General features: G+C 69.4%; 14 protein-coding genes. 7 read left to right on the top strand and 7 right to left on the bottom strand.

From position 1 onward, the window contains the following. Positions 1-155: 155 nt before the first annotated feature. The 5 genes from HD597_RS18660 to HD597_RS18680 all read left to right on the top strand — a co-directional run bounded on the left by HD597_RS18660 (position 156) and on the right by HD597_RS18680 (position 3264). Complete coding sequence (locus HD597_RS18660; RefSeq protein WP_253743914.1) at positions 156-869, top strand: SDR family NAD(P)-dependent oxidoreductase; 714 nt, start codon at positions 156-158, stop codon at positions 867-869. 25 nt (positions 870-894) lie between these two features. Then, on the top strand, positions 895-1266 hold the full coding sequence (locus HD597_RS18665) for a YybH family protein (RefSeq protein ID WP_253743916.1): 372 nt from the start codon (positions 895-897) through the stop codon (positions 1264-1266). Between the two features lie 149 nt (positions 1267-1415). Next, positions 1416-1595, top strand: coding sequence for a hypothetical protein (locus tag HD597_RS18670; RefSeq protein WP_253743918.1), 180 nt, complete (start codon positions 1416-1418; stop codon positions 1593-1595). After that, positions 1592-2626 carry an alcohol dehydrogenase catalytic domain-containing protein gene (locus HD597_RS18675; protein ID WP_253743920.1) on the top strand — a complete coding sequence of 345 codons (1035 nt, stop codon included), beginning with the start codon at positions 1592-1594 and terminating at the stop codon, positions 2624-2626. Before HD597_RS18670 ends, HD597_RS18675 begins: the two co-directional genes overlap by 4 nt. 197 nt (positions 2627-2823) lie before the next feature. Next, the gene (locus HD597_RS18680; protein WP_253743922.1) at positions 2824-3264 is read left to right on the top strand and encodes a hypothetical protein; all 441 of its coding nucleotides are present in this window, start codon (positions 2824-2826) and stop codon (positions 3262-3264) included. Between the two features lie 41 nt (positions 3265-3305). On the opposite strand, the gene HD597_RS18685 is transcribed toward HD597_RS18680, so the two are convergent. The 3 genes from HD597_RS18685 to HD597_RS18695 form a co-directional block, all read right to left on the bottom strand. Further along, positions 3306-4022: a pentapeptide repeat-containing protein gene (locus HD597_RS18685; protein WP_253743924.1), complete on the bottom strand. Its 717-nt coding sequence runs from the start codon at positions 4020-4022 to the stop codon at positions 3306-3308. A gap of 70 nt (positions 4023-4092) precedes the next feature. Next, positions 4093-12837, bottom strand: a complete 8745-nt coding sequence (locus HD597_RS18690; protein ID WP_253743927.1) for a DNRLRE domain-containing protein — start codon at positions 12835-12837, stop codon at positions 4093-4095. 564 nt (positions 12838-13401) lie between these two features. Beyond that, a complete protein-coding gene (locus HD597_RS18695; RefSeq protein WP_253743928.1) occupies positions 13402-14268 on the bottom strand; it encodes an AraC family transcriptional regulator in 867 nt (288 codons plus the stop codon). A gap of 101 nt (positions 14269-14369) precedes the next feature. Here HD597_RS18695 and HD597_RS18700 point away from each other — a divergent pair, with 101 nt between their 5' ends. Next, entirely contained in the window at positions 14370-15161 is a 792-nt protein-coding gene (locus tag HD597_RS18700; RefSeq protein WP_253743930.1) for a phytanoyl-CoA dioxygenase family protein, read from the top strand. A 53-nt stretch (positions 15162-15214) separates the two neighbouring features. Here the strand turns inward: HD597_RS18700 and HD597_RS18705 are convergent, their stop codons facing one another. Next, entirely contained in the window at positions 15215-15577 is a 363-nt protein-coding gene (locus HD597_RS18705) for a hypothetical protein (RefSeq protein WP_253743933.1), read from the bottom strand. 514 nt (positions 15578-16091) lie between these two features. Between HD597_RS18705 and HD597_RS18710 the strand changes: the two genes are divergently transcribed. Beyond that, the gene (locus tag HD597_RS18710; RefSeq protein WP_253743935.1) at positions 16092-16439 is read left to right on the top strand and encodes a hypothetical protein; all 348 of its coding nucleotides are present in this window, start codon (positions 16092-16094) and stop codon (positions 16437-16439) included. A gap of 193 nt (positions 16440-16632) precedes the next feature. On the opposite strand, the gene HD597_RS18715 is transcribed toward HD597_RS18710, so the two are convergent. The 3 genes from HD597_RS18715 to HD597_RS18725 are packed head-to-tail and all read right to left on the bottom strand — an operon-like array spanning position 16633 to position 18138. Continuing rightward, the gene (locus tag HD597_RS18715) at positions 16633-17145 is read right to left on the bottom strand and encodes a hypothetical protein (RefSeq protein WP_253743937.1); all 513 of its coding nucleotides are present in this window, start codon (positions 17143-17145) and stop codon (positions 16633-16635) included. 40 nt (positions 17146-17185) lie between these two features. Next, positions 17186-17740 carry a DUF6461 domain-containing protein gene (locus HD597_RS18720; protein ID WP_253743938.1) on the bottom strand — a complete coding sequence of 185 codons (555 nt, stop codon included), beginning with the start codon at positions 17738-17740 and terminating at the stop codon, positions 17186-17188. Positions 17741-17757: 17 nt separating this feature from the next. Continuing rightward, positions 17758-18138 carry a hypothetical protein gene (locus HD597_RS18725; RefSeq protein ID WP_253743939.1) on the bottom strand — a complete coding sequence of 127 codons (381 nt, stop codon included), beginning with the start codon at positions 18136-18138 and terminating at the stop codon, positions 17758-17760. Positions 18139-18562 lie beyond the last annotated feature (424 nt).

The following is an 18562-nucleotide window of genomic DNA, read 5'->3' on the forward strand; positions in this document are numbered from 1 at the left end:
CCTGGTGCGGGAGTCTGCGCCTATCAGGTACGAGGAACAAAGTCCCAGCTCAGGGGCCATGAGTCGTTGACATCCCCCTGCCCGTGCCCTAGCTTCTCTCACGAATAGACGACCGGTTGTCTAGTGGCCGGTCACCTGGATCGGAGAAGATCGTCATGAGCCATCAGCAGCAGAAGGTCGCCCTGGTCACCGGCGCCTCGCAGGGCATCGGCGCCGGGATTGTCGAGGCCTACCGCAAGCTCGGTCACGCCGTCGTCGCCGTCTCGCGCACCATCGCGCCCTCGGACGACCCCGGCGTCCTCACCGTCCAGGGCGACGTGGCCGACCGCGCCACCGCCGAACGCGCGGTCGCCGGGGCCGTCGAGCGGTTCGGCCGGCTCGACACCCTGGTCAACAACGCCGGCATCTTCATCGCCAAGCCGTTCACCGACTACACCCTCGACGACTACGCCGCCGTCAAGGCCGTCAACGTCGACGGCTTCTTCCACGTCACCCAGCTCGCCATCGAGCGCATGCTGAGCCAGGGTGGCGGCCACGTCGTCACCATCACCACGAGCCTGGTCGACAACGCCGACTCCCGCGTTCCGTCCGTGCTGGCCTCGCTGACCAAGGGCGGCCTGCAGGCCGCCACCAAGTCGCTGGCCATCGAGCACGCGACCCGCGGCATCCGCGTCAACGCCGTGTCGCCGGGCTCGGTCAAGACGCCCATGCATCCCGAGGAGACGTACGAGGCCCTCGCGGCACTGCACCCCGTACGCCGCATGGGCGAGCTGAGCGACGTCGTGGACGCGGTCGTCTTCCTGGAGAACGCCCCCTTCGTCACCGGCGAGATCCTGCACGTCGACGGCGGCATGAGCGCCGGCCACTGACCGCACGACCGGAAGGAGACGCCCCATGGGCACGGACAAGGACCAGGAGACGATCCTCCGGGACGTCCTCGACCGGTGGAAGGCCGGCGTGGACGCCCACGAGCCTGAGGGGGTCGCCGCCCTGTTCACCGAGGACGCGATCTTCCAGGGGCTGCGCCCCTACAGCGTCGGGCGGCCGGGAATCGCCGCCTACTACGACTCCCAGCCGCCCGGGCTGACGGCCGCGTACCGCGTGCTGGAGACCAGGGCTCCTTCGGACGGCCTCGTCCTCGGCTACCTGGCCGTCGACTTCTCGTTCGCGGACCGGCCCGCCGTCCACGTCACCCTCGGCGTCCTGCTGAGGCGGACCGGGCAGGGCTGGCTCATCAGCCACTACCAGGTCTCCCTTCCCGGCTGAGAACCGGCCCGCGGTGATCGACCGCGGCCGGCGCCACGCGCAGGCGTTCTCCGCAGGACCCCGCCTGAGCAGCGACGCTCACCGGTGCGCCGGTGCGGTCCGGCAGCCGTCGACGCGAGCTCATCACTACAGCGCAGGAGGCGCACATCATGGACATGAAACTCGAAGTGGTCGTGGTGCCGGTCCCGGACGCCGACCGGGACGGGGACTTCCGCTCCGGCTGGTACGGCGAGCGCGAGGCCCGCCCGGGCGCCGAGGACCTCGGCCGGCTCGGCCGGTACGCCGGTTACCTGGTCCGTGAGCAGGCCGGAAGCGAGGTCCCGGCATGAGCGCCGTGACCTCCGGCGCCTACCGGGCCTTCACGGTCACCGGGCGGGGACAGTTCACCCAGGTCGAGCGTGAGCGGCGCGAGCCGGCACCCGGGGAGGTGCGGATCAGGGTCGAGGCCTGCGGCGTCTGCCACACCGACGTGCTGGCCGTCGAGGGGATGCGGGCCGACCCGCAGACGCCGATCGTCCCCGGCCACGAGATCGTCGGCGTGATCGAGGCCGTCGGCGACGGCGTCGCGCCCGCCTGGCAGGCCGGCGAGCGCGTCGGCGTCGGCTTCCTGGGCGGGCAGGACCACGCGTGCGAGGCGTGCCGGCGCGGCGACTTCGTCAACTGCACCGGCCAGCCGCGCACCGGCACCGACGTCGACGGCGGTTACGCCGAAGTGGCCTACGCCAGGGCGACCGGCCTGGTGCGGATCCCGCCCGCCCTGGACCCGGTGGCCGCGGCGCCGCTGCTGTGCGCGGGCCTGACCGTGTACAACGCGCTGGTGCCGGCGCGTGTGCCTCCCGGCTCGCTGGTCGCGGTGCAGGGCCTGGGCGGGCTGGGGCATCTGGGGGTGCAGTACGCCCGGGCGCTGGGCCACCGGGTGGTGGCCGTCGCGCGCGGCACCGCCAAGGCCGCTCTGGCCGCCGAACTCGGCGCGCACGACTACATCGACAGCACCCGGACCGACCCCGGCGCCGCCCTGCGGGAACGGGGCGGCGCCGCGGTCATCGTCGCCACGGCCGCCTCCGGCGCGTCGATGTCGCCGCTGGTGCCCGGGCTGGGGCGGCGCGGGGAACTGGTCGTCGTCGGGGCCGCGCCCGATCCGGTCCAGGTGAACACCGCCGACCTGATCTTCGGCGGCCACGTGGTGCGGGGCAGCCTGACCGGCACGGCGATCGAGAACGAGGACAACCTGCGGTTCGCCCTCGGCCACGACATCCGCTCCCGCAACGAGGTGTTCCCGCTGAGCGAGGCGCCGCGTGCCTACCAGCGCATGCTCTCCGGCGACGCCCGCTTCCGCGTCGTCCTCGACCCGGAGGGCTGAGACGGCTCCCCGCGCACGGACGGGGTCTGGAACGCCGGCTGCCCTGTGGGGGATCTGCTCCCGACGCCGCGCACCGAGATCGGCCCGCCGCCGGTCGCCGTCCACTGTCTCGTACGCCGGCATGGCCGCACCCAGGACGCTCGGCAGCGGACATGATCGCGCCTGAGCGTGGGGACACTTGTCACTACAATCCAGGCATGTTCGATCTCGACCCCGTGAAGTCGATCTTGGTCCTGGCCCTGATCGGGCTCATCGTCCTGGGGTCGCGGGTCTGGCGCCGGCGGCGCAACGGGGTGCGGGTCTCCATGCCGATGCCGTTGTTCACTCCGGTGGAGATCCAGGCCAAAGCCCACGACCTCATCGAAGCGGGGCGGTTCGACGAGGCCGTCAAGGTGCTGAAGAAGGAGGCGGAGGTCTCGGGCCCGGATGCGCTGGCCGCGGCCCGCGCCCTGCGCCGGGGTGAGCTCCTGCCGGACTTCCCCGGCCGGTGGCCGGAGGATCTGACAGGGCCGGTGACCGAGTTCCTGGCCCAGGGGCAGCGGAAGGCGGCCGTCTTCCTGGTCCGCGATCAGAAGCGGCTCGGCCCTGCCGAAGCCGAGACCCTCGTCGACTCGCTGGCCCGCGGGAAGGCCGAGTAGACGTGCTGTGCGACACCGGAGGGCCGGCCGGGGGAGGTGCGTTACGAACGGCGGAAGACCGCCAGCAGCCTGCCGGCCGCCTCCGGTGACAGCCCGTCGGTGACGAACGCCGTGTCCATGAACAGATCCCGCTGGCCTCCCTGCACGTCGAACTCCAGCGTGTCGATCGTGGACAGCGCCTCCTCGCGCTCGTCGGTGTCCGCCCACGTCTCGATCTCCTGCACCGCCGCCTTCAGGACGGCCGCCGCGTCACGCACGACGAGGTAGTCGCCCCCTTCCGGGAGGCGTTGCAGGCCGAGGCCGATCCCGCCGCGGAAGTCGACGTCCTGCATGCGCGCCGCGGTGAAGTCGTTGCCCTCGTACCTGTTCACCGTGCGCCCCAGCTCGGCGTCCCGCGCCCACGGGTCCGCGGAGAAGGTCACCGATTCGAGGGTCCCCGAGAAGACGCAGTCCACGAACTCGGCGTCCATGAAGTTGAGGTGGGACAGCTTCACGTCCAGGAACGAGCAGGAGACGAAGGTGGCCCGGCCGGGGTCGAGGCCGTCGCCCTTGAGCGTGCTGCCGTCGAACACGCAGCCGGTGTAGACGCTCGGCCGCTTGCCGGCGCCCAGGCATCCCTTAGTGGCGTGAATGCCGCGGAAATTGCAGTCGGTGAGGTGGCTGCCGTTGGCGATGGAAATGACCGAGAAACGCTGACCGGAATAGTCGGTGCCGTTCTGCCGGGCGGCGTTCAGATTCAGTTCGCTTTTTGCTTTCACAGCGGCTCCTCTATTGCGTGGACAAGGATACGCTCCCGGACTTGTCCGGGAGCGTATCCGGTGTCGATGGCTATCTTCTGAAGGAGGGCAGGCGGCCTATGCTGTACAGCACGTACGGCACCTTACTGTACACGTTGGTCTTCGTCCGGGCGAGGTGCCGGGCGTGGTCCTTGACCGTGGTGAATTCGACCCAGTTCATGAAACGCCGGTCGTAGAGGTCGACGCCCCAGCTCGATTTGTAGACCCACCGCCCCGGTTCGGTCGCGTTCAGTTCCCGTTCCAGGGCCCGGTGGAATGCCGTTCCGAAGTAGCGCCGCGCGCTCTTGAACTTCTTCGCGCGGATCAGCCGCTGATAATCCTTGAACTCCTTCCTGGTGAGGTACCGCAGCATGTCCTTGGGGTCTTGGGCGAGCCGGAGCGCGGCGGCCTCCACGGCTTCCGCCGAGGCCAGGTAGCGGGACCTGAGTCCCGGGGGCAGGTTCTTCGCGAGCGCCTTGCTGATCTTGACTCCGCAGGCCGCCGGAGTCGGGGCGGCGGCGTTGTGCGTCAGTACAGCGGCGGAGCCCGCCAGGACGTGGTAGGTGTGCAGGTCGGCGACGGTCAGGTTGTGGACCCGCTGCTGCGCCGTCCGCTTCTTGACCGCCTTGATCTGGACGTACGTCCCGGAGGAGGTACGCAGCCACATCCCCGGCTCGAGGTCCTCGGCCTCGACCCACTTCTTCAGGTCGCGAACCCAGAACGGATGGCTGTCCGTCGAGGTGACCTTGCCGGTCTTGTCCCCCTTCTCGCCGTCGGTGTCGACCTTGATGTCGACCAGTTCCTTGTCGCCCTCACCCGTGATCAGTTCGGTGACGGGCTTGGCCGCGGTCCTGCCGGTCTCGGGGTCGGCGGCCAGCACCTCATCGCCGACCTCCACCTTCTCGATCGGCTTGGTGGTGCCGTCGGCCATCTGGATCATCGTGCCGGGCACGAAGCTGTTGCCCGGCCCGCAGCCGACGCCGCCCCCGCCCCGGAAGAGCCTGCCGAGGCCGAAGGTGACCCCGGCGATCGCGGCACCGGTGATGGTCTCCAGGGCGAAGTCGCCCGCGTCGAAGGTCCGGGCGGGATCCATGGCGACGTCCACGGTGTAGTGCGTCGCGGAGGCCGCCGCACCGGAGGCCAGCGCGACCGCCAGCCCGCAGGTCAGGCCGCCGGTCTCGGGGCACAACGCCCCCAGCGCGGCGACGCCCAGCCCGACCGCCAGCCCGGCGCCGAAGGACGCGAGCGCTCGCTTCCAGTCCATCGGCTCCGTGTACTGCAGGTTCGCTATGGACAGGCCCGCCGCGAAGCCGTAGCGGTTGCTCGTCGCCGGGTTGAGGCCGAGGCCGAGATCGGCGCCGGCGTCCTGCCGGGAGTCGGGGGTGAGGTACTGGTGACTGCCCGGCAGGTAGTTCCGCGACCCCATCTGGTAGGTGGAGGAGAGCTGGTCGAACCGCCTGGCTCCGAACCAGTACGGGTTGTACGGCTCCTTGTAGGGGTTGGCCGAGTCCGGGGTGTCCACCCCGCTGACCGATCCCGGCACCAGCGAGCCGAAGACGCTGTAGCCGTACGTGCCCCGCGTGTCGCCGGCGTCCGTGGTGATGATCTCCACGTTGCCCTGCGGGTCGTACCCGTAGACGCTGCGCTCGGCGGCCCCGCCGCCGAGCTTCGCCATGGACAGCCGCTCGTCCCACGCCGAGTACTCGAAGGAGCGGGTGATCGCGCCGCCCACCTCCTCGTCCAGCACCTCACCGGACATGCCGAGGTAGGAGTAGGTGGTCTTCCTGCCGTCGTTGTCGGTCATGGAGGACGTACGGCCCAGCGGGTCGTAGGTGTAGTCGGTGGCCCGCTCCACCCCGTCCACCCTGAGCTGCTCGGTACGGGTGATCTGGTCGAAGGCGTTGTAGTAGTACAGGGCGGTCTGCGTCTGCTCCTCGCCCGAGGTCACCGAGAACAGCCGGCCCGAGGGGTCGTAGTTGTACTCGGAGTAGCCGCCGCCCAGGTCGCCGCTCCTGACGAGCCGGTTCCAGTCGTACTGGAAGTTCGTCGACTCGTTGGCGACGTTCTGGATGACGACGTTGGAGTTGGCGTCGTACTGGTACTCCTCGCTGCGCGCCTGGCCGAGGTACTCCACCCTGGTGACCCGGTTGCGCGGATCATAGGTGTACTGCTTCTCCACGTCGGGGAACAGGCACCTGAACTCGACGCACTGGACCTTGGTGTGGTCCTTGGAGACCCGCAGGTCGGCCTGGTAGGTCAGGGTGTGCTCCGACTGCACGGCCCCGTCGGCCTTCTTCTCCACCGAGTGCCGCAGCAGCCCGTCGAGGTAGTACTCGTAGGCCGCGACGTTGCCGTTGGACTTGGTCTCGGTCTTCCGCTCGCCACGCGGGGTGTAGTCGTAGCGGGTCAGCCTGGGGCTGGGGTCGGTGGCGCTGCTGACGTTGCGCACGGTTTCGAGCAGGTCCCGCGCGTCATAGGTGTAGTCGGCGATCGTCTTGTCGTGAGCGCGGCGGATCAGGCCGCCGATCTCGTTGTAGCCGTAGGTCGTGGTGTTCTTGAGCACGCCGTCGAGGCGCTCGCTGACCTTGGCCATCTGGTTGAGGTCGTCGTACTCGAGGTCCCACTGGTCGATCGTGGCGTTCGACGAGCTGTCGGTGACCTTCTCGAGATTGCCGTTCGGGTCGTACAGGTAGTCGAACGACATGACGCTCGGGTACGGCGGCATGGACGATCCGCCCTGGTCGGCGTGGTGCTTGAGCTTGCCGTCGGGGTGGTAGCCCCACTCCAGTGCCCGCTGCAGGGCGCCGGCCGCCGAGTTGACCTTCCGCTCGGTCTGCAGCCCCAGCTCGTTGTAGTCGTAGGTGACCGCGATGCCGAACGGGTCGATCGACTTCTTGATCCAGCCGTTGTCGTAGTACTCGGTCTTGCTGACGATCCGCCCCCGGTGCTCCTCGTCGGGGGTGTGATCGGGGTCGGGCGGCGGCAGGGCCACCTCGGTCAGGCGCGAGGCCGAGTCGTACTTGTACGTCACGCTCTGCGGCGTGCGGTAGGGATAGTCCGGCGCGGACTGGTTGTCGTCCTTGTCGAACGGGTAGACCTGTTCGATCGGCCGGTTCAGCTTGTCGTAGCGGATCTCGGTGAGGAAGTCGCCCGCGTCGTCGGTGGTGGCGACGCCCCGCGGGTTGATCGTCTTGGTCTGGTTGCCGACCTGGTCGTACTCGAAGCGGGTGGTCGTCTCCTTGACGTTCCCGTCCACCGACTCGTGCGGGACCCGGGTCTCGACGACCTTGCCGCGGGCGTCGTACACCGTGGTGGCGACGCTGCCGTTCTGGTCGGTGGTGGTGGTCTCCAGACCGTCGCGGTCATAGCCCGCGCGCGTGGTGTAGCCGCCCGCGTCGGTCTCCATCGTCACCCGATGGTTGCGGTCGTAGTCGAACTTGACCGTGTAGTCCAGCGGGTCCGGGGTCGCGTTCTTCCGCGGGTCGATCACCCAGATGACGTTGCCGACGCCGTCGTAGATGTAGGAGGTGGTGTGGCCCTTGGCGTCGGTCACGCCCGTGAGCTGGTAGATCGCGTCGAAGGACTTGGTGGTGGTGAAGTCGCCGGCCGCGTCGGTCAGGTTGCCCTTCGGCTCGGTGACCGTCAGCCGGTTGCCGACCTTGTCGTAGGTGAACGAGGTCTTCCGCTCCGGTGCGCCGTCCTGCTCGTCCTTGGGTTCGAGCGTGAAGGTGATCCGGTCGTTGGCGTCGAACTCGGAGGTCGTGACGGCGCCGTTGGGCGCGGTGGCCTTGGTGATGTTGTCGTTGGCGTCGTAGACGGGCGCGGGCGTGACGATGTTCTCGCCGGTGGTGCGGTCCTTGGGCACCGTGCTGGTCAGCAGGCGGCCGAACAGGTCGTACGTCCGCGTGCTCGCCGTCCCCAGCGGGTCGGTCAGCGACAGCGTCAGGCCCCGCCGGTCGTAGCCGAGGCGGGTGGAGTCGCCGTACGCGTCGGTGATCAGTTGTGGCTGGCCGGTCGCGTCGTAGGTCCCGAAGGTGGTGGCGTTGCCGTTCGCGTCGGTCGCCTGGATGACCTGCCCGTAGATGTCGTAGCCGTAGCGGGTGGTGTAGTCCCCCACGGTGTCGGTGGTGTTGCCGACCGGGTCGGTGACCGAGGCGAGGTTGCCCCACGGGTCGTAGGTGAAGGTGACCCGGCGGCCTTCCGGGCTGGTCTCGGCGGTCAGGTCGGTGATGCGCCCGTTCAGGCCCCTCTGGTAGGTGTACGTGGTCGCCGGCGTGCCGTTGAGGTTCGCCTCGGCGTCGCGGATCCACAGCCGGTCCCCGGTCAGCGGGTCGTAGGCCGAGGTGGTGACGGCGCCGTTGTTCTCCTCCTCGCGGATCACGTTGTGGCCGGCGTCCCAGCCGAGCCTGGTGACCTGGCTCTTGGCGTTGGTGATCTGCACCGGCCGCCCGAACTCGTCCAGGTGGTAGGCGGTGGCGTGGTTCTCGGCGTCGGTGACCGTCGTGTCGAGCGTCGAGCCCTGCGGCCCGTCGGGGTCCACGTAGCCGAACGTCGTCGTGCCGCCCAGCCGGTCGGTGAGGGTCTGCGCCGACCAGTGGAACTTCGGGTCGTCGCCCTCACGCGGGTAGTAGTAGGCCACGCCGGTGCCGTTGCCGCGAGGGTCGGTGACCTTGACCAGCTTGGCGTTCTTGGTGCCCTGGGTCATGTCGTAGTCGAAGCGGAACGACTTGGCGCCCTCGCGCCCGTCACCGTCCACCATCTTGGCCATCAGGCCCCAGCTGGTGTACATGAAGGTGATCTTGCGACCTTCGATGTCGGTGATGGACTTGACCCGGTCGATGATGTTGGGGTTGACCAGGTTGGCCCAGTAGACCTCCTCACCCGCGTCGTTGATCCAGGTGTAGTTCTCGCCCTTCTTGTAGTACTCGACGGTCAGCGTCTGACGGCCGGCCGGATCGGTGATGTACTGCAGGAACTTGGTCGGCATGTTGTTCGACCTGCGCGAGGCGTACGTGAACGACGCGGTGTTGATCATGCCGTTGCCGTCGTGCGTCGCCGACATGTAGCCGTCGCAGTCGAAGAAGTACTGGGTGCGGTCCGGCGCGGTCATCACCCAGGCCCGCGACTCCTCGGTCTTCGGGCCGCACGTCACCAGGCGCTGCAGGTACAGGTGCACGCCCTTCGGGCTGATCCACTCCTGAGCGTCGTCGTCCCACGAGAAGGTGTGGCCGGTGCCGTCCCCGTCGGTCATGGTGACGGTGGTCGGGCTCTGGTTGGGATGGAAGTCCAGCGGCGTGCCCAGCCGGGCCGGCATGGAGGCGTGCAACGACCAGCCGAAGCCCATCGAGCTGTTGGAGGTGTCCTTGGAGTTGTAGGCCAGGTTGACGACGGTGGCGAAGTCCCCGCGTGAGGGATGCGCCCACGGGCTGTAGGCCCAGACGGCGTTGCCCGCGTACAGGTTGTTCTGCAGGTGGCCGCCCGCGCCGGTCTCGACGCCCGCGTACTCGTAGAACGACTCCAGCCCGAGCTGGTTGGAGGTGGGCTTGTCCACCGCCACCGCCTGGGTCAGCGCCGGGATCGCGTCGCTGGCCGACAACCACGCGTCGGTCGTCCTGTTGTACAGGTCCGACTGGAGCACGTAGCTGGTGCGCTTGTTGCTCTCGTCGGCCGTCACCGGCGCCTTGACCTGCGCCTGGACGGTGATCGTCTCACCCGGGGCCAGGTCCTTGGGCAGCGCCGTCTTCACCTGGTTCTCGGCCCTGGTCACGTCGGTGCCGTCCGGCTGCGCCCAGCGGTACGACAGCACGTAGTCCGACGCCTTCCACGTGGCCGTGGTCGTGTTGGTGAGCGTCATGGGCGTGGTGGTCTGGGCGCCCTCGGCCATCCGCAGCGCCGTGTCCGGCGCGTAGTAGGTGTTCTCGGTGGTCTTCTCCAGGTACGTGACCCGGAGCTGGGGCCGGAGCTGCGGCTCCGCCGCCTCGTCCGACAGGAACAGGGTCCGCTCGGCGGGGGAGGTCTCGTTCGCGAGCTTGACCATCACGCCGTGGTCGCCCGAGGGGTTCGAGACCCAGCTCTGCGCGAGCGGCGTGGCGCTGAAGGAACGCCGGTAGGGGTCGTTGGTGATCCCCGCGTAGCTGCTGGTGACCGAGCTCGCGTAGTCGCCGCCCGCCGTCGTCCACGCCTGGGAGGAGGTGGCCCTGTTCCAGGTGGCCGTCTTCTCGTCGAAGGCGGTGTTCACGCCGCGCAACTCGTACGTGGCCGTGGCCGACCCGATCATCGTCACTTCCCACAGGTCCACCGAGGCGTCGAGCACCCGGGCGGTCGGGGGGATGGCGGAGACACCGGGGAACTTGAGCACGACCCGGGTCGTGCCGTACGTGCCGGAGTTGTTGCCGACCATCAGCCACGGCGCGCCCGCCAGCACGTCCTGGTTGACGTCGGGCTGCTTGCTGGACAGGGTCGTGTCCGCGGTCCCGCCCTGGAAGATCTTGACGGTCCTGCCCGCCTTGGGCAGCGCGGCGATCTCCGTCGGCCCGGGCACGAGCTGCCCGTCCTTGGTCTTCACCGCGACCATGTAGTAGTAGACCTGGCCGAACGGGTCCGTGGAGTCGGCCGGGGTGGGCGTGGCCGTCGTGTCGGTGAACGTCGTGGTGCCCGCCGCCACGGGCGAGACCAGCGTGGCCGCCGACGGCGTGAACGTCTGGTAGACACTGCGGTGGACCTGGTACTCCGCGAGGTCGTCCGACTCGGCGTCCGACGGGTCCTGATAGGCGGGCCAGGACAGATCTGCGCCGGCGGCGTGGATCGTGGCAGGCGGATCGACGGTGACGCCCTGGCGCCCGTACGTCAGCACCAGGCGCGGGTAGGTCGCGGTCTCCCCGCCGTAGGAGTACAGGCTGCCCTCGTAGCGCACCCCGCCCCTGTCGAGGGTCTCGTCGGCCGCCTTCAGCACGAAGCCGTGGTTGGCGCTGGTGCCGTCGAGCCACGACTGGACGATGTTGCGCACCGAGAACGAGTGCCACTGGCTGCCGTTGGCCGAGGCCGGCTTCACCTGCACGGCGTCCTTGGTCAGCCGTACGGCGTCGGCGATCACGCCGACGGAGGCGGAGGCGGGGCCGTCGCCCAGGACGACCTTGCCGCCGGTGCCGGCGGTGAACGGGTGGGTGCCCAGCGTCTTCCACACGCCGTTCGTGGTGGAGGCCGCGTTCTGGTTGACCGCGTACGTCTTGCTGCCGCCGTTGTAGGTGACCGTGTACGGCGCCGCCGTGGCCCGGTCGGCCGCCTCCACGTAGTGCACGTCGACCCGGTAGTCGCCGTCCTCGGTCACGCGCGGCACCCACGTGTAGCGGTCACCCGCGACGGTGTCCTTGTTGTACAGGTAGTCACCGCCGACGGCGTTGGCCGCCAGCGGGCTGGTCGAGACCGGCCACGAGCCGGTCGCCGCGGTCTTGCCGGCGTCGCCGTCGTCCACGACCTCGCTGTTGTTGCCGAGCTCGCCGGTGAGGTTCCTGGCCGAGTTCCAGGTCGCGGTCGTCTCGTCCCAGGCGGCGGTGGCGCGGTGCGCCTGGAGGGTGACGTTGTTGCTCACCCCGGTGCTGGTCTGGATGTCCTGGTCGTAGTAGACCTGGAGCCGAGCCGAGTCGATCTTCGTGCCGGACGGCACCCCGGTCAGCGGGAACTTCAGCAGCGCCCGCGACACGCCCACCGAGGACGTGCCCGTGGACAGGCGCCAGCTCCCGTCGAAGTTCGTGTCGGGGGAGTCGGAGACGATCATCGTGTCCTGCGAGACCGACGGCGTCGGCGAGATCTTGATCGTCGGGTCGATGACGACCGGGTACTGACGGGCCGGGTCGGCCAGCCACGCCTGGTCCGCCGTCACGGTGATCCGCAGCAGCCCCGCCGCCGCGTCCCACACCATGGCCTGCTTGACCTGGTCGCTGTACGTCTTGCCGTACGGCGAGGAGGCGTCGTCGCGCGCGTCGGTCATGTACGGCCGGGGGATCTCCATGACCGGCGTGCCGTCGAAGTCGCCGCGGTAGAACGCGATCGACCCGTCGGGCCGCTGCCAGGCCCGCAGCCCGTCCGGCTTGAGGGTGAAGGTGTAGGAGGGGGCCTGCGCGGGCGCGGCGTCGAGGACGATCTGCTCCTTGGCGCCCTCCGGCGTCACCTCGTACGCCAGCTTCGCCCCGCCGCTCTCGTAGGCGTAGGTGGCGGTGTCGTCCTTCACCTTCGGCTTGCCGGGCTTGACCCCGTCGGCTCCGAGCGTGAGGGACACGTCGTCCAGCTCCACGCGGAGCAGCGCGGCGGGCTCGGTGCCGAAGAAGCTGCTGAAGGCGTTGCGCTGGTTGCCGTAGGCGAATCCGGCGCGGTCCGTCGGCGAGATCTCCGTGGAGATCGGCTGCCACTTACCGGACCTGTCGCGATAGTTCAGCGGGGCCGCCGACACCTCCACCTGCTGCCGGCCGTCCTCCAGCAGGAACGTCCGCTCGTGCGCGGTGCGCCTGCCCGTCAGCTCCTTCACCCGCTTGGCCGGCGGGATCTTCTGCGCCGCGGGCTCCGCGTCGTTCCTGGGCACCGCGTCGACCCCGAGATCCTCGGGCTCGGGCGCCTCCTCGGCGCCGCCGGTGAACCAGTCCTGCAGGTCGTCCAGCCAGTCGCGCTCGCTGTCCGGCTTCCATCCGCCGCGCGCGTCGCCCAGGGGCGGCGGGCTGGGCGTGGCCTGCGCGGGAACGACGTTGCCGCCCAGCGCGAGGGTGAGAACCAGGAACGCGCCCAGTAATCGACGGGATTTACGCATGGTCGTGTGTCCAGGCAAGAGCCTGCCTCCGAACTTGGAAAAGGGCATGGTGGAATTGGGCCAGGGCATGCCGAAGGACGCCGTGGCAGCAGCCGATGAAGTAGATCGAGAATTGTCGGCCGGGCGCGATTAAGCCATCTCCGGCGCGGTAAAGTCAGATCCCCGTTTTGTCTTTTGCGGGATCATCAACCTCGTCACGATCCTTGTCAACCCTCTGCGGACCTCGGGTCAGACCGCTTATCTCGCGGGCCCGGACGCCTGGTCGGAGGCCATGAGCTGGGCTCGACGGGAATGCGGCAAGGTCACGTGCACGGGCTGTGAGCGCGCCGAGTCAAGGTAACGGTTTGAAAACGGCGGCCGAGGTCGAGCCTTTTTCCTGGCTGGCGGCGCTTTCGCCGGACGCGAATTTATTGCCAGCATATTCCCGGCCGGGCGTTACCGTTCCGAAATTTGTGTCGGGATACGTTGGGCTCCGCCTCCGGCGGCGCGGATATGGAACGCTCTTTTTTACGCGCTCCCGGTCTCCCGCACGGAACGAAGACCCGCCGCCCACCGCGGCACGGGTCACGGTCCCTCTGATCGGCTGCGTCGCCGGTACTCGGTGGGCGTCAGCCCGACCAGCGTCCGGAAGCGGCGGGCGAAATACGTCGGGTCGTCCCAGCCGACGGCGGCGCCGACCCGAGCCGTCGGCAGGGACGAATGTGCCAGGAGCGTGGCGGCGCGCTCGGCCCGCAGCCGGGCCAGGAAGCCCAGCGGCGTCAGCCCGGCGTGGCGCCTGAACAGCCGGCCGAGATGGGCGGGATCCAGGCTGACCGCTCGGGCGAGATCGTCCAGCCGCCACGGATGGGCGGGCGATGCCTCCAGCCGGGCGATGGTGGCGGCGACCGCGGGGTGGACGCTGGCATCGGGCGTCCGCCGCTCGGGCTCGCGGCCGTCGGAAAGGACGCCGAGCACCGTGATCAGCCGGCCCAGCACCCGGCCGGGCCGGTGCCGACCGGCTGCCAGGTCGCGTCCGAGCAGGTCGATCTCCGCGACGGCCTCCTCGGCGGCGGCCGGGTCGACGTCCGTGACGGCCACGCCGTGCGTGCCGGACGCGACCGGATCGGTCCACAACAACCGGCGCAGCATCGGGATGTCGTGCAGCGCCGCCAGCTCGCCCCGGAGCGCCTGGGCGGACAGGCAGCAGTTGGCGACCACCAGGCCGGCGCAGCCCGCGAACCCGTGCCAGGCGCCGGGGCGCAGCACGATGACCTGCCCGCGCCGCAGCGGGCGCTCGCCCTGGCTGGTCACGTGCCGGCCGCGACCGGTCCCGATCACGGCGATCTCGAGGAAATCGTGCGCGTGCGGCTCGACTCCGGCGTCCAGGTGGTGGACACCTGCCAGAACCGGGACCCCGGCGAACAGCGCGTGCTCGTGCAGCGTGGCAGGCATGTCGGGATCGTACGACTACGCGCCCGGATCGGCCTAGCCCATGACGGGCCGGCTCAGCCAGGCTTGCCGTATCTCAACGGCGACGACCTTGGAGGTCAGTGATGACAACGACCACGACGGGGCAGCCCGGCAGCGACGTCGATGCCGGCGGCCGGGTGCCGGACGAGCTGGTGGAGGCGTACCGCGAGCACGGTTTTGTCCGAGTGCGGGGCGTGCTCGGCCCGGACCAGGTGCGGCGCTTCAGGGCCGCCGCCGAAGCGTTCCTGCGGGCCCATCGCGCGCAGAGCCTGGAACGGCAGGGCGTCTTCAGCCAGCTGGTCAACGTCTGGCAACACGACTCGACCCTGCGCGAGCTCACCCTGGAGCCGAAGCTCGGCCGGATCGCCGAGCAACTCGCGGGATTCCGGCTCCGGCTCTGGCACGACCAGATGCTGGTCAAGGAGCCGCACAACAACGCCGCCACCGAGTTCCACCAGGACCGCCCGTACTGGCCGCACGCGGGCGACCGGCTCCCCCTGTCGGCGTGGATAGCGCTGGTCGACGTTCCCCCGGAGCGGGGCTGCATGACGTTCCTGCCCGGCACCCAGCATCGGACCGGCCTGCTCCCGCAGGACCTGCACCACGAGGAGGACCTGTTCACGATGGACCCGGCCCTGCGCTGGATCCCCCGGGTCACCGTGCCGCTCCGGGCCGGCGACTGTACCTTCCACAGCGGCTACACCGGTCACATGGCGCTGCCCAACCGCACCGGCCAGGCCCGGTTCGCGCACGTGACCATCTACATGGACGAGGCGGCCCGTTACAGCGGGGGCGGGCACGTCGTCACCGACCCTCTCGGACTCGCCGCGGGGGATCGGCTGGACGGCGACAGCTTCCCTCGCCCCTGGGCCTAGAACGCCCGACGGTCCTGGTCGTGCTCTGCTCCTCCGCTGTGGCCGCCGTGCCGTCAGTCAAGCGGCCACAGCTTGCGGCCCTTGGCCAGAACGCTGCCGAGGACCGATCCGGCCTGGACAACAGTGCCGTCAACGTCGCCGAGCCTGACCTCGCCGGGACCGACGACGTGGACCTCCTCCCGCCCGGAGGGCGCGACCCTGCCGGCGCCGGCCCTGCGCAGCCGCCAGGTGCAGAGGCCGGTTGCGGCCACGCCCAAGGCGCACGCGAGACCGGCGGCGACTGCGGGGACGGTCTGGTCGCAGTCCGAGATGACCGACGTGTTCGTGGGCTCGGGCGGGCCGGGGGCCCGGCGCCGCTCGTAGGTGATGGCGCCGCAGCCGGCCGCCGCGGGGAAGCACCGAGCAGCAGGAACCACACCCCCCCACGGCTGTGAGCAGGGCATCGCGCCAGCAGCCGCTGCGCACGCTCGTTCATCGGCAGTCCTTCGGGGCTCGATCGTGCAGGAGGTACGGGACGCGCCCGCCGTCATGGGCCGCTTCCGGCGAGGGCGGTCCTGAGCGCCTGGACGCGCGCCCGCGACGACCCCTCGCCCGGCGCGGACGGATCGGCCTCGCCACGCAGGCTGTGCCGGTGTTCCGTGGCGAGTTCGAGCTGGGCGGCGTGCAGACGTGCCAGGCGGCGGTAGGCGGGGGTAGGCGGCGATGCCGTGGCGCAGGTTCGCCGCGGCGCGCAGAGCGTCGGCCTTGAGCCGGAAGCGCCGGGCAGGTGAGAGCAGCACCGCTGCCTCCGGCTCGGTGATCGCGTCGCGGTGCCAGGGACCGCTTTCCCTGTGCTGTCGCCCAGATTGCCGGACCCGTTCAGAAAGGCGCGGTCGCCGCCGCTGTCCCCCGAAGGGGAGTCGCCCATTCGGCTGCCTCGGCAGCCGCGCGATGGTCATATTCCTCGAATCGCTCGCCGGGCCGAAGGAAGAAGGTGACGTTGCCAGATATCTGAGCGGGTATGCCCTGGATGTCGCCATCGGGCATTCCCGGCCGCGCGGCAGCGACGCCACTCAGGTCGAGTCACACCTGGAAGGGCGTGGTGCCGGGCGCGTCGGTCAGGACGATCGAGGGCGATTGAACGGTGAGTTGTCCTGTTCTCCCGAATGCGCAGGTGACCGCGGCCGGCCCGGAGTCTGCGTAGCCCATGGCAGTGACGCCGGGCACCGGGAGAACGGCGGCAGAACCCACAGCGCCGAGCCGAAAGAGCGCCATTGCGAGGACATCCTGGCCACTTGAGGAATTCGCCGAGGATTTCGGCGGGCACGGCCCTTTCGGGAACGTGTGCCTGATATTTGACTCGAATCCCCGGCGCGACCCCGCCTGATCGGCTCAGCCGGCCGTGCGGGCGGCGTCGCGGTCAAGACCCTCAGGCAACCATGTCTGGACGCAGCGAAGATGGCAGTGGGACCTGCTCCCGGCCTGGGCACTGTCAGTTCGACGGATGTCGAATACGGGTGGTCGCGTCATCGAAGTTGGCGGTGCCCGGTCGGGGGATCGCTTTCCCTTGAGTGAAGCCATGACTCCGCAGGTCGAGGTTGTCTTGGCTGGAGTTGCCCGCGGAGTCTTCAGGGAGTCGGACCCCGTGCGCCTGTAGCCGGGAGAGAATCAGCGCTCGGAGTTCGCGTTCTCGGGCGGCGGTTTCATGGCGTCCGGTCCGAGCGGCGGCCGCGGCCCAGCGTTCTAGGGCGTCGACCGTAAGAAGCCATTGAGCGATCGTGAGCCTGGGTTTCACGATCTCGTCCGGCGGTGGCCATGAACCGGAGCCTGGAACACCGGGCGTCCAGTGAGCGATCTGATCCCAACCTGCCCTGCGGATGCTGTGCGCAAGATCGGCCCGCCGGCGATTGCCGTCCACCGTCTCGACGCCGGCGTCATCGTCCACGGACGCGTCGATGAGCCCCCACTGGCGAAGAGGCATCGCGATGATGAGGCCGACACTCATATCGGCATGGTGCTGAGATCGCGAAGGGTGGTCAAGGCGATCAGCGTGCCCCGGGTATGGCGGCGCCGAGGATGGGGCGGCGAGGATGTCGTGGGCTCACCATGACAGCGGTGATGCGGGTGGCGAGTGCCAGAGCCGCCGGGATGGGATTGTCGATGCTGTCGCCGGCAGCCGGATCGATGCCCAGCTCACGGAGGTGACGATTGAGCCGGTCGGGATCCGCGCCTTGCCTGTCTAGGGGAAGCCTCGGATCGATGCCGGTGATGAGCCGGCCGTCGACGGCATGGGCAACATGGTGCTGGGCGTAGTCATGCCGCAGCACCGCCACGGCCTCTCCGCCGTCGCGCGACAGGGCGCTCAACGTCTCCTGTTGCGCGCCGCGCCAGCCGCAGTCCTCGAACGCGACCGTCCAGTTCCCGCTCCGCATCACGGTGATGATCTGAGGTCCTGACGACACCCGGATGATCCCCACGGGGTGTTCAGGATCGTCGTCAGGACGGTCCTCCATGACCGGGAGTTCGTCGTATCCGTCAACGAGGTAGGCCTGCCCGTACGAGATGTGGAAGTCGAACGACGCAGTCCGCAGGGTGGCCATGGTCGCCCAGAATACGATCAAGGGCTGACGTCGCCCATGCTGTCATGGGCAACCGGCGCTTCCCGCGCGGTGAGGAACTCATCCAGCAGCTCAAAGAGCACCTTGACCACCCTGGCCTCCTCTTCACGGGTCAGTTCTCGCTGTCCGGATCCTTCAGAGAGGGTGATATGTCGTACTTGTGCAGCCCAGCCGTGACCGCACTCCTGGCCCCGGCGAGTCACCAGCCACTCCCGCCAGCCGGTCAGGCCCGGACCTCCATGGCGCAGCGCGTGCTGGTCATAACCGTCCAGGAAAGCCTCGATCCCAGCAAGCCTCGACCCCGCCACGAACATGCCCAGCCGCTCAGCCACGAAGGCGAAGTACTCGCGTTCGCTCATTCTCGCCAGGTCCGCCGCCACCGACCTTCCTCCTGACGCGCCAACCGCTGATCTCCCCAGGGGCCAGCCCCTTGGCCGACAGGGACAAGACCAGCTCGTCCACTCCGGACAGCCGCCGCTGCCGCTCGCGGACGAGCTGGGAGCTGCTCGTCCGTCATCGAGCGGTCCGGCTTCCTTGATCATCGCATCCGCCGTCAGTTCTACAGTCCCTCCGATCGCGCGGGACAGACCGCGCCGGACCTCTGCCAGATCCAGGACCGAGCGGTCGAACACCTCCAGGTGCATCCCACGCACGACCTCGGAGCGCACGCCTGTAGCAGCCTCGACCCTCTGCACGTCCCCGGCATCGTGGCGACGCCGTACGCAAGTGAACGGACGTCACCTGACCTGCGTACATCCAGCCCAAGGCCTCGGCCGTCGTCGACGCCGGAGATCCGTTCCGCAG

Source organism: Nonomuraea thailandensis (assembly GCF_024172165.1).
Classification (GTDB): domain Bacteria; phylum Actinomycetota; class Actinomycetes; order Streptosporangiales; family Streptosporangiaceae; genus Nonomuraea; species Nonomuraea thailandensis.

What these genes read in the sequence shown, in the direction of transcription:
- HD597_RS18660 (WP_253743914.1), top strand. Translation starts at nt 156, where the DNA reads ATGAGCCATCAGCAGCAGAAGGTCGCCCTGGTCACCGGCGCCTCGCAG.
- HD597_RS18665 (WP_253743916.1), top strand. Translation starts at nt 895, where the DNA reads ATGGGCACGGACAAGGACCAGGAGACGATCCTCCGGGACGTCCTCGAC.
- HD597_RS18670 (WP_253743918.1), top strand. Translation starts at nt 1,416, where the DNA reads ATGGACATGAAACTCGAAGTGGTCGTGGTGCCGGTCCCGGACGCCGAC.
- HD597_RS18675 (WP_253743920.1), top strand. Translation starts at nt 1,592, where the DNA reads ATGAGCGCCGTGACCTCCGGCGCCTACCGGGCCTTCACGGTCACCGGG.
- HD597_RS18680 (WP_253743922.1), top strand. Translation starts at nt 2,824, where the DNA reads ATGTTCGATCTCGACCCCGTGAAGTCGATCTTGGTCCTGGCCCTGATC.
- HD597_RS18690 (WP_253743927.1), bottom strand. Translation starts at nt 12,837, where the DNA reads ATGCGTAAATCCCGTCGATTACTGGGCGCGTTCCTGGTTCTCACCCTC.
- HD597_RS18695 (WP_253743928.1), bottom strand. Translation starts at nt 14,268, where the DNA reads ATGCCTGCCACGCTGCACGAGCACGCGCTGTTCGCCGGGGTCCCGGTT.
- HD597_RS18700 (WP_253743930.1), top strand. Translation starts at nt 14,370, where the DNA reads ATGACAACGACCACGACGGGGCAGCCCGGCAGCGACGTCGATGCCGGC.
- HD597_RS18710 (WP_253743935.1), top strand. Translation starts at nt 16,092, where the DNA reads ATGGTCATATTCCTCGAATCGCTCGCCGGGCCGAAGGAAGAAGGTGAC.
- HD597_RS18715 (WP_253743937.1), bottom strand. Translation starts at nt 17,145, where the DNA reads ATGAGTGTCGGCCTCATCATCGCGATGCCTCTTCGCCAGTGGGGGCTC.
- HD597_RS18720 (WP_253743938.1), bottom strand. Translation starts at nt 17,740, where the DNA reads ATGGCCACCCTGCGGACTGCGTCGTTCGACTTCCACATCTCGTACGGG.